Here is a 14,788-nt window from a genome sequence, read left to right as displayed (position 1 = left end):
GATCGGGACATAAAAAGTCAAAATAAAGGAAACCACCAAAGCAATAAGCCCTAACTGATAGTTATGCGTCATATGTGGCATGGTAGTGTCCTTTTTTAAGTGAATGAGTGTTAATTCTGATAAGCCTAAAAGGTTAGTATTCAATACCAACCTTTTAGAGAGTTTTTTAGTTTTTCATTGCAATAATGAGAACTATAACGATAGGTACAATAATTGTTGAAAAACCTAACACTATAGACAAAATACCTAAAACTAAATCAGGATTAACACTATTCATTACTGACAAGCCTCACAATCAGGATTATCAATTGAACATGCTTGTGGCACTGGCGCTGCATTTGCAAAACCGTCTTCCTCTGCAGGAACTTCTGGTTTTGCTTCAGGTGCTGCGACCGCGGCAACAGGAGCTGCTACAGTAGCAGGTTTAACTGCATTTAACGCACCAGTGTTAATGGTTGATTTCTCAGCAGAAGTCGCACCCAATGCACGTAGGTAATAAGTAGTTTTTAGACCACGTAACCATGCCATTTTGTACGTCATGTCGAGTTTCTTACCGTTTGCACCAGAGATGTAAAGGTTAAGAGACTGAGCTTGGTCGATCCATTTTTGACGACGTGATGCAGCATCAACAATCCAACGTGGCTCAACTTCGAACGCAGTCGCGAAGATTGCTTTAAGCTCTTCAGGAATACGTGCAATTTTTTGAACCGAACCTTCGAAGTGTTTCAGGTCGTTCACCATTACAGAATCCCAAAGACCGCGATCTTTTAACGCACGTACTAGGTACGGGTTGATCACTGTGAATTCACCAGAAAGGTTAGATTTCACATACAAGTTTTGGAAAGTTGGTTCGATTGATTGAGACACGCCACAAATGTTCGAAATGGTTGCAGTCGGTGCAATTGCCATCACGTTTGAGTTGCGCATACCGTCTTTTTGAACTTTAGTACGTAAACTATCCCAGTCCAAACGTGTTGTACGGTCAACTTCGAACATACGGTCAGGACGTGCTTTTTGTACGATATCTAAAGAGTCAATTGGCAAGATACCTTGATCCCAAAGTGAACCTTTAAATGTCTCGTAAGTACCACGTTCAAGTGCCAAGTCGCTAGACGTTTGGATTGCGTAGTAAGAAATCACTTCCATAGATTCGTCAGCGAACTCAACCGCAGCATCAGAACCATAAGCCAATTTCATTTCGTATAAAGCATCTTGGAAGCCCATGATACCCATACCCACTGGACGGTGTTTCAAGTTCGAGTTACGAGCTTGTGGAACAGCGTAGTAGTTGATGTCAATTACGTTATCGAGCATTCGAACAGCAGTTTTAACTGTACGAGCAAGTTTTTCACGATCTAACACACCGCCTTGAACGTGTTGTACAAGGTTGATTGAACCTAAGTTACATACTGCGATTTCATCTTCGTTAGTGTTCAGCGTAATTTCTGTACACAAGTTAGAAGAGTGAACTACACCAACGTGTTGTTGTGGTGAACGTAAGTTACATACGTCTTTGAATGTGATCCAAGGGTGACCAGTTTCAAACAACATAGACAACATTTTGCGCCATAAGTCTTTCGCACGGACTTTCTTATGTAGCATGTTGGTTTCTTTCGCAATGCCTTCGTAGTAAGCATAGCGTTCAGCAAATTCTGCACCTGTTAGGTCATGCAAATCAGGTGTTTCAGATGGTGTGAACAGAGTCCATTCAGCATCTTCGAATACACGTTGCATAAACAAATCAGGAACCCAGTTTGCTGTGTTCATGTCATGGGTACGACGACGGTCATCACCTGTGTTCTTACGAAGCTCTAGGAATTCTTCGATGTCCAAGTGCCAAGTTTCAAGGTATGCACATACTGCACCTTTACGTTTACCACCTTGGTTAACTGCAACAGCAGTATCGTTGGCAACTTTAAGGAACGGTACAACACCTTGTGACTTACCATTTGTACCTTTGATATACGAGTTAAGCGCACGAACTGGCGTCCAGTCATTACCTAAACCACCCGCCCATTTAGACAACATTGCGTTATCACGCATTGCGCCATAAATGTTGTAAAGGTCATCTGAAATCGTTGTTAAGTAACAGCTAGATAACTGTGGACGTAAAGTACCAGAGTTAAATAGAGTAGGCGTAGATGCCATGTAATCGAAGCTAGACAATAAGTTATAGAATTCGATTGCACGTTCTTCACGGTTTGCTTCGTTCAATGAAAGACCCATTGAAACACGCATGAAGAATAATTGTGGTAATTCGAAACGTACACCATCTGAGTGGATGAAGTAACGGTCAAATAAGGTTTGTAGACCTAAATAAGTAAATTGGTTTGAGCGTTCTGGTTGAATCGCAGCAGCCAATTTTGCAAGGTCAAAGTTAAGTAGTTCTGGAGAAAGAAGATCAAGCTCGATACCTTTCTTCAAGAAAGTTTCTAAAGCGTCGCCTTCATTCGTGTCAGTATCTAAACCTAAGAACTCTAACCCTGTAGCAACAAGGTCGTTACGTAATAAACGCGCAGTCACATATGTATAGTTTGGTTCTTGTTCGATACGTGTACGAGTAGCCATCATCATGGTCGTTGAGATGTCTGACTCTTTTACGCCGTTATAAAGGTTTTTTACAGTCTCATCGATAATCGCTCGAACATCGATGCCTTCTAAACCTTCAGCTGCTTTGACAATATTTGCCTCAAGTGCGCCAAGATCAAGCGGTTTAAGCTGACCGTTTGAACTTGTCACTTGTAAAGTAGGGTGGTGGTGAGCACCAGTTTGTTTACGAGCTTCGGCACGTTGTTCGCGGTAAATCACGTAAGAGCGAGCAACTTTTTGCTCACCTGTACGCATAAGCGCAAGTTCAACCTGATCCTGAATTTCTTCAATATGAATGGTACCGCCAGAAGGTAAGCGACGGTTAAAGGTATTCAATACCATCTCAGTTAATTGAGAGATACGGTCATGAATACGGCTGGAGTCAGCGCTTTGCTGGCCTTCAACGGCCAAGAACGCTTTACCAATCGCCACAGAGATTTTTTCTGCATCAAAAGGTGCAACGTCACCGGTGCGTTTAATCACCTGAATTTGACCAGGGGTTGAATTCGTTACGCTCATGCTAGCATAGCTCCATTTGTCATCTATTTTTATGTTAGGACCGTTTGAACTGGGCAATTTTTATGCCACAGTGTTTGAGGTTTAAACACAAGACCTAGTGGTTTAAAAATTTATTGAACACAAGATACGGGAAAATTCAGGGTATATCAATATTGACATTTTACTAAATGCTTTGAACTTTTCTGGCAGAAATCCATCTCAAAAAATCCCTATTTTTTATCTTTGTTATATATGCCTTATCCGACAAGGGCATAGCATAGCAAAGTCGAAAAAGAGTGCTTATAGATAACATTGTGGATAACTTCAGAAAGCCTAAAAAGTTGTGAATTAATCAGTCAGTTTTTATTCGATGAAAATGTATCCAAATTTATAATTGTTGGTATTGTGAGCAATAGGGCATGGAAATGATTGGTAAATACGGCTGCAAAAATGTAGCAGGTTAAAATTTATTACAAAATACGATATTGATGTATCAGTTTGGTGAATGCCATCTTGTTTACAATGTAAACGTGTGTATATTGCAAACTATGTTTAAGCGTATCTATCGGATTTCAAATAGGATACGCCCAATCAAATAAGGGGCAATCAATGAGCCAAGAAGAAAAGTTACCTAAAATTTTAATTGTTGAAGACGATGAGCGTCTTGCTCGTTTAACTCAAGAATACTTAATCCGTAACGGACTTGAAGTTGGGGTAGAACCAGACGGTAATCGTGCGATTCGCCGTATTATCGCTGAACAACCAGATATGGTATTACTCGACGTGATGCTTCCGGGTGCAGATGGTTTAACCATTTGTCGTGAAGTTCGTCCACACTACCATCAACCAATTTTAATGTTGACTGCACGTACCGAAGACATGGACCAAGTGTTGGGTCTAGAAATGGGTGCAGATGACTATGTTGCAAAACCTGTTCAACCTCGCGTTTTACTTGCGCGTATTCGTGCATTATTACGTCGTACAGACAAAGCACCAGAAGATGAGGTTGCACAGCGCATCGAATTTGATGATCTTGTAATTGATAATGGTGGTCGTTCTGTCACACTCAATAATGAGTTGGTTGACTTTACCAGTGCAGAATATGACCTTTTATGGTTGTTGGCATCTAATGCAGGTCGCATTCTTTCTCGTGAAGATATTTTTGAGCGTCTGCGTGGTATTGAATACGATGGTCAAGATCGTTCAATTGACGTGCGTATCTCGCGAATTCGTCCAAAAATTGGCGATGATCCAGAAAACCCGAAACGCATTAAGACCGTACGTAGTAAAGGTTATTTATTCGTAAAAGAAACCAACGGCATTTAATGTAAAATACCGTCCCTTAGTTTGGCAAAGTAGGACACTTTTACGTGTTTAAACACAGTATATTTTTGCGCGTTTATGCGGGGCTACTGATTTTAGTCTTTTTAGTCGCTACATTTGGCTATTTGCTGGTGCAAATCATTAACTACCAGCGCGCGCAAGAATATCGTGAATCGCTTACTGACGGTTTGGCTTTCATTATAAGTGAAGGTATTGCACGTCAGCCAAATGAACAACAAAAGTCAGATTGGGTGTCAGATGCATCTGATCTACTTGAGTTGCCTATTTATTATGTAAAAGCTAATCAGGTTGATTTAACCCGAGCGGAAACAAAACGTATAGAAGAGCGTAAAGCTGTAGTGCGTTGGGATGCACAAACTACGGCAGCCTATATTATTATTGGCTTAAAAGATGACCCTGCGCATCTGCTGTATATCAAAGCCGATAATATTTCAGAACGCCAAATGAAGGCGTTGCCTGTCTTTATACTGGATTATTTGGTTTATTACCCAGGTCAAGAAAAACAATATCTTGAAAAAATTCAGCATCATTTTTCATATCCAATTTCAATTCAAAATGTTCAGAGTTTACCTTTAGATTCTGAGCAAATCGGCCGATTACGCTTAGATCACAGCATTATTTTGTATCGTGACAGTGCGACGGAGCGCGGCACGACCATTTCGATTGTATCGCCAATTCCAAGCTCAACTTCAGAAGTCTTGGTCATGGGGCCGGTACCATTATTTAATTGGATGCCATTCCAGTTGGCAGCGGGTATTACATTACTAAGTTTGTTTGTCTTGAGCTTGGGTGTTTATGGTCTATTGGTGCCGATGCAACGTAAGCTGCGTGCTGTAAATTATGCGTTAAATAAAATGAAGGGCGGGGACTTATCTGTACGTCTGCCTGTCGAAAGTACCGATGAATTTGGTACTTTAGCATCGAGCTATAACTCCATGTCAGATCATATTGAGCGTTTAATTGAAGCACAGCGTGAGTTAATGCGCGCGGTATCGCATGAGTTGCGAACACCTGTGGCGCGAATTCGCTTTGGTGTAGAAATGATGGCGGATGAAGACGACTACGACTACCGTCAGCAGCAAGTTGAACAAATCGACAAAGATATCGAAGCTCTCAATACCTTGATTGATGAGATCATGACTTATGCCAAGCTCGAACAGGGCATGCCATCTTTAGAGTTTGAAGATGTCAGCTTGTTTGAAGTTTTAGATCAGGTCTTGATTGAAACCGAAGCCTTAAAGACAGGGAAAACCTTGGAATTGCAAGCACCACCGATTGGGGTGATTGTGGAAACCGAGCGTCGCTATTTACATCGCGTTGTACAAAACTTGGTGGGTAATGCAGTGCGTTATTGTGATGATAAAGTGCTGATCAGTGGTGGTGTGAATGATGAAGGCATGGCCTATATCTGTGTTGAAGATGATGGCCCCGGCATTCCAGAAGAAGATCGTAAGCGTATTTTTGATGCCTTTGCACGCTTAGATGATAGTCGTACCCGTGCTTCAGGGGGCTATGGTTTAGGTTTATCGATTGTTAGCCGTATTGCTTATTGGTTTGGTGGAACAGTTGGTATTGATGGAAGTCCAACATTGGGTGGGGCGCGTTTTACCATGACATGGCCTGCGACACGTTTTAAGAAGAATAAGCCGAAGCTAGATGGTAAAGAGCTTAGTGCCAATGAAAGCTAAACAGCCTAAGAAATCTAACTCAGCTGTATTTAGCGAGTGGTACATATAAAAAGCCATTCAATTTGAATGGCTTTTTTACATCAGGTTTTTATTTATTCGGTAATCGTTGCATCAGGTTCAATAATGGGTTTGCCATTTTTCAGAGCAGCAAGGGCATCTGCATTGAAATCGATGAGTAAAGAGTTGTTTTTAGCATCGATAGAATAATTGCTAATGAGTTTTTGGTCGCCGTTTAGAGTCTCAATTTTATATTCATCTACAATATTCATAATCCCGCTAAGGTTGGTGGTTGCAGAAGCTAAATCTTGACGTAATAACTCATAGATATCACGTAAATCAAAAATGGCATTTTGAGCATCAGGGTGCTTATCTAAGTAGTTTTTAATATGGTGAATCACCAATTGCGCAGATAGAAAATAATCAGGTTTATGCGTAAATTCTAAAGTCATTATTGTCTCTCCGTTGTGATTGCTTTTTGTGTTTTAACTACAAATATCACACTCTTTATAGGTCGTGTCAAAGAATTGCAAAAAAGCCACAAGAAGCTAAAAAAATGTCTTTTTACATAGAACCAATACAGCTGGCTTTTCATTTGAAGAAAAGATCAAAAGCAAAAGAAGTGAATAAAGAAACAACAAAGTTGAGGTGGGGGAGTATTTATTTAATAAATGACACAGTTGATAAAAATACGCCAATTTGAACGTGTATGCTGAGAAATGAAGGGTTTGTTGATGAAACTGAACAGTCATAATTTTCTGATAAAATCACATAAATGTAATAATTAATAAAAAAATGCAATCTAATCTAATTAAGCGATTAATCCTAATTTTAAGGGAGTAAACCCAATTTAAATGCTGAAATGATTAAAAAATCATCCTAAAGACGAATACCGATAAGCTAGCAAGAAGCCTCCTCAATCAGGTACAATTGGCGGGATTAATTTTGTGTTTGGTGTATTTGAAGGCCAATACATACATTCTTTGTTAATAAATAGGCCTGCCAGGAGTTATCCCCGCATGAGTGCCATTACTCCATACGATTGGGCAATTATTGCCTTCGTGATCGGCGTTACATTCCTTTGCGTCTTTATGCTGACCGTCCCTTTACTCCTTGGGGGTAAATCATGGGGTCGTGCTAAGCAAGAGCAGTTTGAGTCAGGTGTAGTAGGTGCTGGTGGTGCACGTATTCGCTTGTCTGCGAAATTCTATTTAGTTGCAATTTTCTTCGTCGTGTTTGATATCGAAGCACTTTATCTATATGCATGGTCTACTTCTGTTCGTGAAGCAGGCTGGTTTGGTTTTACTACCGTGGTTATTTTTGTGGTCGATTTATTGATTGCTTTAATTTACGCGGTAAAAGTAGGTGCATTAGATTGGGCGCCTTCTGATAAGCGTAAAGCTGCAGGTAAAGCGTTGAAAATTGGTTCACCAAATATGGACATCGCAGAAATCACACGCTTTAACTCTATTGAAGAGTTGGTTATAGACCCTACAGGTCAAATTCCAGCGCAATCATCTGGTCGTGTGAAATCTAAGTCACCGACTGCATCATCTGACAAGGAGTAAGACGGGATGAAATATACATTAACCCGTGCGAATCCGGATGCTGATCAATATCCACTTCAAGAGCGTCAAATCGTTACCGATCCGCTTGAAGAAGAAGTGAATAAAAATGTGTTCATGACTCGTTTAGAGGATGTTGCACATACAGCAGTAAACTGGGGTCGTAAAAACTCAGTTTGGCCGTTTAACTTTGGTACATCTTGCTGCTACGTAGAGTATGCAACGACTTTAACAGGCGTGCATGACTTGTCACGTTTCGGTGCCGAGGTTATTCGTGCTTCACCACGTCAGGCTGACTTGATGATTGTTGCAGGTACATGCTTCATGAAAATGGCGCCTGTAATTCAACGTTTGTACGAGCAAATGCTTGAGCCTAAATGGGTAATCTCAATGGGCGCATGTGCAAACTCTGGTGGTATGTACGACATTTATTCAGTTGTACAAGGTGTGGATAAAATCATCCCTGTCGATGTGTATATCCCGGGTTGCCCACCACGTCCTGAAGCTTTAATTCAGGCATTGATGTTATTGCAAGACCAGATTCAACTTGAGCGCCGTCCTTTATCGGCCGTGATTGGTGATGATCTTAAGCCAGTGTATAAGCCAAAGATGATGCCAGAACGTGACCGTAAGAACGCACAGCGTATTGCAGTGAAAAACTTACGCTCAATGGATGAAATTAAATAATCACTGCGACGAAATATTGATACACCCGGACTGGGTGTAATTGTCGTTTTGATTGACTGAATTTGTATTAAATAGGAAGCCAAGCCAATGGCTGAAACTGACATTGCTATGCCAGAATCAACTCCAGTTGATTCCCGCCCTGCATTTGCAATTGTAGAAGAGCTCAAAACCAAATTTGGTGAGAACTTCTACGTGCAAACGACTTTTGAAGACTTTCCAACAGTCTGGGTTGAGCGCGCACGTGTACAAGAAGTTTTAATGTTCTTGCGTACGGTGTCACGTCCATACGTGATGCTGTTTGACTTGTCTGCGGTTGATGAGCGTTTACGTACACACCGCGATGGTCTGCCTGCATCTGACTTCACTGTGTTCTATCACTTGTTATCGTTAGAGCGTAACAGTGATATTCGTATCAAGGTTGCATTAGCTGAGAATGATGTAAACATTCCAACGGCAACCAATATTTGGCCGAATGCCAACTGGTACGAACGTGAAGCTTACGACATGTTTGGTATCAACTTCGAAGGGCATCCAATGCTCCGTCGTATCTTGTTGCCAACATATTGGGAAGGTCACCCGTTACGTAAAGAATATTCTGCACGTGCGACCGAATACACGCCTTATCGCCAAAACCAAGCGAAACAGGATTACGAACAAGAACATCTTCGTTTCGTACCTGAAGATTGGGGTATGAAGCGTGGGAACGATGATGAAGACTTCATGTTCCTAAACTTGGGTCCTAACCATCCATCTGCGCACGGTGCCTTCCGTGTGATCTTGCAGTTGGACGGTGAAGAAGTGAAAGACTGTGTACCTGACATTGGCTATCACCACCGTGGTGTGGAAAAAATGGCTGAGCGTCAAACATGGCACTCATTCATTCCGTATACAGACCGTGTTGACTACTTAGGTGGTTGTGCGCAAAACATGCCTTACGTTCTTGGCGTAGAGCAAATGGCAGGGATTACCGTTCCTGATCGTGCACAATGTATCCGTGTCATGATGTCTGAATTGTTCCGTATCAATAACCACTTATTGTTCATTGGTACTGCGATTCAGGATGCCGGCGGTATGACCCCAGTATTCTATATGTTCGCTGACCGTCAAAAAATCTATGACGCGATCGAAGCGATCACGGGTTACCGTATGCACCCAGCATGGTTCCGTATCGGTGGTACAGCGCACGACTTGCCAAACAACTGGCAGCACCTCATTCGCGAAATCCTAGATTGGATGCCGAAGCGTATGAACGAGTATTACACTGCAGCACTTAAAAACTCAGTGTTTATCGGTCGTACCCGTAATGTTGCTCAGTATGATGCTAAATCTGCATTGGCTTGGGGTGTAACGGGTACTGGTCTACGTGCTACAGGTATTGATTTCGATGTTCGTAAATACCGTCCTTATAGCGGCTACGAAAACTACGACTTCGATGTGCCTTTAGAGTACGAAGGCGATGCTTATGCACGTGTTCTTGTTCACTTCCGTGAAATTGAAGAATCACTGAAAATCATCAAACAATGTTTAGACAACATGCCTTCTGGTGCATACAAAGCAGACCATCCATTGGCTGTTCCACCACCAAAAGATAAAACTTTACAAGACATCGAAACATTGATTACGCACTTCTTGAGCGTGTCATGGGGTCCTGTAATGCCAGCAGGCGAAAGCTCTGTAATGGCGGAAGTGGTAAAAGGTGCGTCGAACTACTACTTGACTTCAGATAAGTCAACGATGAGTTACCGTACACGAATCCGTACACCAACCTTCACGCACTTACAGCAAATGCCTTCTGTGATTAACGGCAGCTTAATGTCTGACTTAATCATTTATTTAGCGACAATTGACGTCGTAATGGCTGACGTGGATCGCTAAGGGGTAATCGCATTATGATGATTTTGACTGACAAAAAACCACGTGTGAACGTTGAAGGGATTTTAACTGCGGAAGAAATCCACGATATCGAACATCACATTGGTCACTATCCGTACCCACGCGCAGCATGTCTTGATGCGTTGAAGTGTGTACAACGCCGTAATGGCTGGGTAGATGATGCACAGATGAATGCTATTGCTCAATTGCTTAGCATGAGCCTTGCAGACCTAGAAGGTGTTGCTACTTTCTATAACCGTATTTACCGTCAACCAGTTGGCCGCCACGTAATTTTATTATGTGACTCGATTGCTTGCTTCTTGATGGGCGCGGAAACACTTGCTGAAGCATTCCAGCGTGAATTAGGCATTTCATTTGGTCAAACGACTGCAGATGGTCGCTTTACTTTATTGCCAATTTGCTGCCTAGGTAACTGTGACAAAGGTCCGACGTTAATGATTGACGAAGACACTCACGGTCTAGTTGAAGTGACTTCAATTAAACAGTTATTGGAGAAGTATGTATGAATACTGAACCAAAACCAATTTATGGCGACGGTAACCCAGAAACTCACCCATTAACTTGGCGTTTGAGCAAACAGGAACACGTACGCAGTGCAGATGATTACGAAGCACTTGAAGGTTATGCTGGCTTTAAGAAAGCTGTTGGCATGCAAACGAAAGAAGTTCTTGAAGTAATCAAAGCTGCGACTGTAAAAGGTCGTGGTGGTGCGGGCTTCCCAGCAGGGATCAAATGGTCGCTTATGGCACCAAATGATAACTCAGGTCCTCGTTATCTCATCTGTAATGCCGATGAAATGGAACCAGGTACCTTTAAAGACCGTCTGTTGATGGAAAAACTTCCTCATCAGTTGATTGAAGGGATGTTGATTGCTGCTTATACATTAGAAGCAACACAAGGTTATATCTTCATCCGTGGTGAATACATCGAAGCGGCTCAATACTTAAATGAAGCATTGGACCAAATTCGTGCCAAAGGTTACTTAGGTGAAAACATCCTAGGTACTGGTTGGAACTTTGAGTTACACGTGCATACCGGTGCGGGTCGTTATATCTGTGGTGAAGAAACTGCATTGATTAACTCGCTTGAAGGTCGCCGTGCGAACCCACGTACTAAACCGCCATTCCCACAAGTTGCAGGTGCTTGGGGTCGTCCTACGATTGTTAACAACGTAGAGACTTACAACAACTTACCCGCAATTATGCTTCGTGGCCCTGAATGGTATATCGGTTTATCTGAAGGTAAGTCGAAAGATCCAGGTACTAAAATCTACGGTGCATCAGGTAAGGTAACTTTCCCAGGTCTTTGGGAACTTCCATTTGGTACAACTGCGCGTGAAGTGATTGAAGATCATGCCGGTGGTATGCGTGATGGTTTAAAACTCAAAGCATGGTTACCGGGTGGTGCTTCTACAGACTTCCTTGCTGCTGAACACATTGACCTTCCTATGGATGCTGAAAGCATCATGAAAGCAGGTTCACGTTTAGGTACGTGTTTGCTCATGGTGGTTGATGAAACTCAGTGTATGGTTTCTGCGACACGTAACTTAGAAGAATTCTTTGCGCGTGAATCTTGCGGTTGGTGTACACCATGCCGTGATGGCTTACCTTGGGCGGTTAAAGCGCTTAAAGCCTTGGAAGATGGCACAGGTAAGAAAGAAGATATCGATCACTTACAAGAACTTACTCGTAAGCTTTGGATTGGTAAAACTTTCTGTGCGCATGCTCCAGGTGCGATGGAACCGTTAATGGGCGCACTCAAACATTTCCGTGGCGAGTTTGAAGCTAAAGTCGTAAATGCGGCAGCTCAAACTAGCAACGTAGAACAAGCTTAAGGAATTCGACTATGGCTACAATTCATGTCGATGGAAAATCGTATGAAGTCAACGGCTCAGAGAACTTGCTACAAGCATGTCTTAGCCTTGGCATCGACATCCCATACTTTTGTTGGCATCCATCCTTAGGTTCTGTCGGTTCTTGCCGTCAATGTGCTGTGACTCAATACGCGAATCCTGAAGATACTCGCGGTCGTTTAGTTATGTCATGTATGACGCCTGCATCTGACAATACCTACATCTCGATTGAAGATAACGAAGCAAAGAATTTCCGTGCTTCTGTTGTTGAATTCTTGATGACCAACCACCCACACGACTGTCCAGTGTGTGAAGAGGGTGGTCACTGTCATTTACAAGATATGACTGTAATGACTCAGCATGACCGTCGTCGTTACCGCTTCACAAAACGTACGCATTACAACCAAGAGCTAGGCTCTTTCATTTCTCATGAAATGAACCGTTGTATCGCGTGCTACCGTTGTGTGCGTTACTACAAAGATTATGCAGGTGGTACGGACTTTGGTGTGTATGCAAACGCTTCACGTGTTTACTTTGGTCGTCCAGAATCAGGTACTTTAGAATCTGAATTCTCTGGTAACTTGACTGAAGTTTGCCCAACAGGTGTATTCACAGATAAAACTCACTCTGAACGCTATAACCGTAAATGGGACATGCAGTATGCGCCAAGCGTATGCCAAGGCTGTTCTTCAGGTTGTAACATCTCTCCGGGTGAACGTTATGGTGAACTACGTCGTGTAGAAAACCGCTTTAACGGTGACGTGAACCAATACTTCCTTTGCGATAAAGGTCGTTTCGGTACAGGTTATGTGAACCGTGAAGATCGTCCACGTCAACCACAATTCCGCTCTGGTGCAAATGTGACTACAGTTTCTGTAGACCAAGCATTGGATACCGTAATTGAAAATATCCAAGGCAAAAAAGTATTGGGTATCGGTTCACCACGTGCGTCACTTGAATCAAACTTCGCGCTTCGCGAACTTGTAGGTCAAGACAACTTCTCAACCGGTATGGCTCAAAAAGAGCAAAAACTTGTTGAACTTGCAGCTTCTATTATGCAAACCGAAGGTGTTTATAACCCAGGTATGCGTGAAATCGAAAGCTACGATGCTGTGTTGATTTTGGGTGAAGACTTAACTCAAACTGCACCACGTATGGCTCTATCTGTTCGCCAAGCTGCGAAAAATAAAGCCAAAGAAATGGCTGCAGAGCGCCGTACGCAAGAGTGGTTGGCTGAGCCTGTACAACGTATTGCTCAAGATGCGAAATCTCCGATTTACATCCTTGCTGCAACTCAAACACGTTTAGCTGATGTTGCAACAGGTGAAGTGGTTGCATCACCTAACGACATTGCACGTTTAGGTTTTGCGGTCGCTGCTGCTGTCAAAGGTGAAGTGATCTTAGGTTTGGATGACGATGCAAAAGCATTTGCACAAACCATTGCTGACACTTTAAAAGCTGCGAAAAAACCATTAATCATCTCTGGTACAAGCTTGCAAGACGCATCAATCATGGAAGCTGCTGCACAAGTTGCACAGAACCTTGGTAATGCGGGCTTAACATTGACTGTTCCTGAAGTGAACTCAATGGGCTTAGCGATCTTTGGTGGTCAAAGCTTAGAACAAGCATTTGCACAAGATTACGATACCGTGATCGTGGTGGAAAATGACCTTTATCGTCGTTTACCAGCCGCTCAGGTGAATGCTGCACTTTCTGGTAAAGAAGTGATTGTACTTGATCATTCTGAAACTGAAACTGTGAAGAAAGCCAACATCGTACTTTCTGCTGCTTCATTTGCTGAAGGTGACGGTACTGTTGTCTCTCAAGAAGGCCGTGCACAACGTTTCTACCAAGTGTATGACCCAAGCTACTATAAACCTGAACTTGCGATCAAAGAATCTTGGCGCTGGTTACATGCCATTGAAACTGGCGTGAAAGGCAAAGCCATTTCTTGGACACTTCTTGATGATGTGATCGAGTCAGTAGCGAAAAACGTTCCTGCACTTGAAGCAATTCAAGATGTAGCACCAGATGCTGGCTTCCGTGTTCATGGTCTGAAAGTGGCACGTGAACCACGTCGTTACTCAGGTCGTACTGCGATGCGCGCACCACTTTCTATTCATGAACCAAAACAACCAGTCGATAAAGACTCTGCGTTGACGTTCTCTATGGAAGGTTATGTAGGTAACCAAACTCCAGCTTCACTTGTACCATTTGCTTGGTCTGCAGGTTGGAACTCTCCACAAGCTTGGAACAAATTCCAAGACAACGTGGGTGGTCACTTAAAAGGTGGTGATGCAGGCGTTCGTTTATTCGATCGTTTAGCGAAACGTCCAGCACGTACATTCGTTGCACCTGCACCTGTTGCGGTTAATGGTGAGAGCTTCCGTCTTGTACCGATGCATCACATCTTCGCTTCTGGTGAATTTACAGTGAAAACACCTGCGATGGAATCACGTATTCCTGAAGCAATGTTTGCTGTGGGTGAACAAGATGCAGCACGCTTAAATGTTCAAGATGGTCAACGTATCGCTGTGAAAGCAGGGGATGCAGAAATCATCCTTCCAGTTCAAGTGATTGAATACTTACCTACAGGTTATATCGGTTACCCAGTGGGTCTTGCACCTACAGTATCGCTTGCAGAACCTGTTTCAGTCGCGGTAGGAGTGTAATTC

At 42.7% G+C, this 14,788-nt stretch carries 10 protein-coding genes; 8 read left to right on the top strand and 2 right to left on the bottom strand.

Annotated features, from left to right (window positions below):
- Positions 1–276: 276 nt before the first annotated feature.
- The gene (locus tag FTU64_RS04730; RefSeq protein ID WP_180055542.1) at positions 277–3,108 is read right to left on the bottom strand and encodes a ribonucleoside-diphosphate reductase subunit alpha; all 2,832 of its coding nucleotides are present in this window, start codon (positions 3,106–3,108) and stop codon (positions 277–279) included.
- 588 nt (positions 3,109–3,696) lie between these two features.
- Between FTU64_RS04730 and bfmR the strand changes: the two genes are divergently transcribed.
- Entirely contained in the window at positions 3,697–4,413 is a 717-nt protein-coding gene (gene bfmR, locus FTU64_RS04725) for a response regulator transcription factor BfmR (protein WP_067764711.1), read from the top strand.
- 44 nt (positions 4,414–4,457) lie between these two features.
- Positions 4,458–6,119, top strand: coding sequence for a sensor histidine kinase BfmS (gene bfmS, locus FTU64_RS04720; protein WP_180039654.1), 1,662 nt, complete (start codon positions 4,458–4,460; stop codon positions 6,117–6,119).
- A 92-nt stretch (positions 6,120–6,211) separates the two neighbouring features.
- Here the strand turns inward: bfmS and FTU64_RS04715 are convergent, their stop codons facing one another.
- Entirely contained in the window at positions 6,212–6,568 is a 357-nt protein-coding gene (locus FTU64_RS04715) for a hypothetical protein (RefSeq protein WP_180009319.1), read from the bottom strand.
- A 567-nt stretch (positions 6,569–7,135) separates the two neighbouring features.
- Between FTU64_RS04715 and ndhC the strand changes: the two genes are divergently transcribed.
- From ndhC to nuoG, 6 genes are all read left to right on the top strand, one after another.
- Positions 7,136–7,684, top strand: coding sequence for an NADH-quinone oxidoreductase subunit A (ndhC, locus tag FTU64_RS04710; RefSeq protein WP_180059315.1), 549 nt, complete (start codon positions 7,136–7,138; stop codon positions 7,682–7,684).
- Positions 7,685–7,690: 6 nt separating this feature from the next.
- The gene (locus FTU64_RS04705; RefSeq protein ID WP_078191105.1) at positions 7,691–8,368 is read left to right on the top strand and encodes an NADH-quinone oxidoreductase subunit B family protein; all 678 of its coding nucleotides are present in this window, start codon (positions 7,691–7,693) and stop codon (positions 8,366–8,368) included.
- Between the two features lie 87 nt (positions 8,369–8,455).
- On the top strand, positions 8,456–10,243 hold the full coding sequence (nuoC, locus tag FTU64_RS04700) for an NADH-quinone oxidoreductase subunit C/D (RefSeq protein ID WP_078191104.1): 1,788 nt from the start codon (positions 8,456–8,458) through the stop codon (positions 10,241–10,243).
- A 14-nt stretch (positions 10,244–10,257) separates the two neighbouring features.
- Entirely contained in the window at positions 10,258–10,767 is a 510-nt protein-coding gene (gene nuoE, locus FTU64_RS04695; protein WP_078191103.1) for an NADH-quinone oxidoreductase subunit NuoE, read from the top strand.
- A complete protein-coding gene (gene nuoF / locus FTU64_RS04690; protein WP_180059314.1) occupies positions 10,764–12,095 on the top strand; it encodes an NADH-quinone oxidoreductase subunit NuoF in 1,332 nt (443 codons plus the stop codon). The genes nuoE and nuoF overlap by 4 nt, the downstream gene beginning before the upstream one ends.
- Positions 12,096–12,106: 11 nt before the next feature.
- A complete protein-coding gene (gene nuoG, locus FTU64_RS04685) occupies positions 12,107–14,785 on the top strand; it encodes an NADH-quinone oxidoreductase subunit NuoG (protein WP_180059313.1) in 2,679 nt (892 codons plus the stop codon).
- Positions 14,786–14,788 lie beyond the last annotated feature (3 nt).

The organism is Acinetobacter sp. YH12128, assembly GCF_013418655.1.
GTDB classification, from domain to species: domain Bacteria; phylum Pseudomonadota; class Gammaproteobacteria; order Pseudomonadales; family Moraxellaceae; genus Acinetobacter; species Acinetobacter amyesii.
The sequence above is the reverse complement of the archived record's forward strand: the minus strand, read 5'-3'. Positions and strand labels throughout refer to the sequence as shown.

Bases quoted from the DNA above. Each gene is read 5' to 3' on its own strand.
- bfmR (WP_067764711.1), top strand. From the start codon at position 3,697: ATGAGCCAAGAAGAAAAGTTACCTAAAATTTTAATTGTTGAAGACGAT.
- nuoG (WP_180059313.1), top strand. From the start codon at position 12,107: ATGGCTACAATTCATGTCGATGGAAAATCGTATGAAGTCAACGGCTCA.
- ndhC (WP_180059315.1), top strand. From the start codon at position 7,136: ATGAGTGCCATTACTCCATACGATTGGGCAATTATTGCCTTCGTGATC.
- FTU64_RS04730 (WP_180055542.1), bottom strand. From the start codon at position 3,108: ATGAGCGTAACGAATTCAACCCCTGGTCAAATTCAGGTGATTAAACGC.
- nuoF (WP_180059314.1), top strand. From the start codon at position 10,764: ATGAATACTGAACCAAAACCAATTTATGGCGACGGTAACCCAGAAACT.
- nuoC (WP_078191104.1), top strand. From the start codon at position 8,456: ATGGCTGAAACTGACATTGCTATGCCAGAATCAACTCCAGTTGATTCC.
- FTU64_RS04705 (WP_078191105.1), top strand. From the start codon at position 7,691: ATGAAATATACATTAACCCGTGCGAATCCGGATGCTGATCAATATCCA.
- nuoE (WP_078191103.1), top strand. From the start codon at position 10,258: ATGATGATTTTGACTGACAAAAAACCACGTGTGAACGTTGAAGGGATT.
- FTU64_RS04715 (WP_180009319.1), bottom strand. From the start codon at position 6,568: ATGACTTTAGAATTTACGCATAAACCTGATTATTTTCTATCTGCGCAA.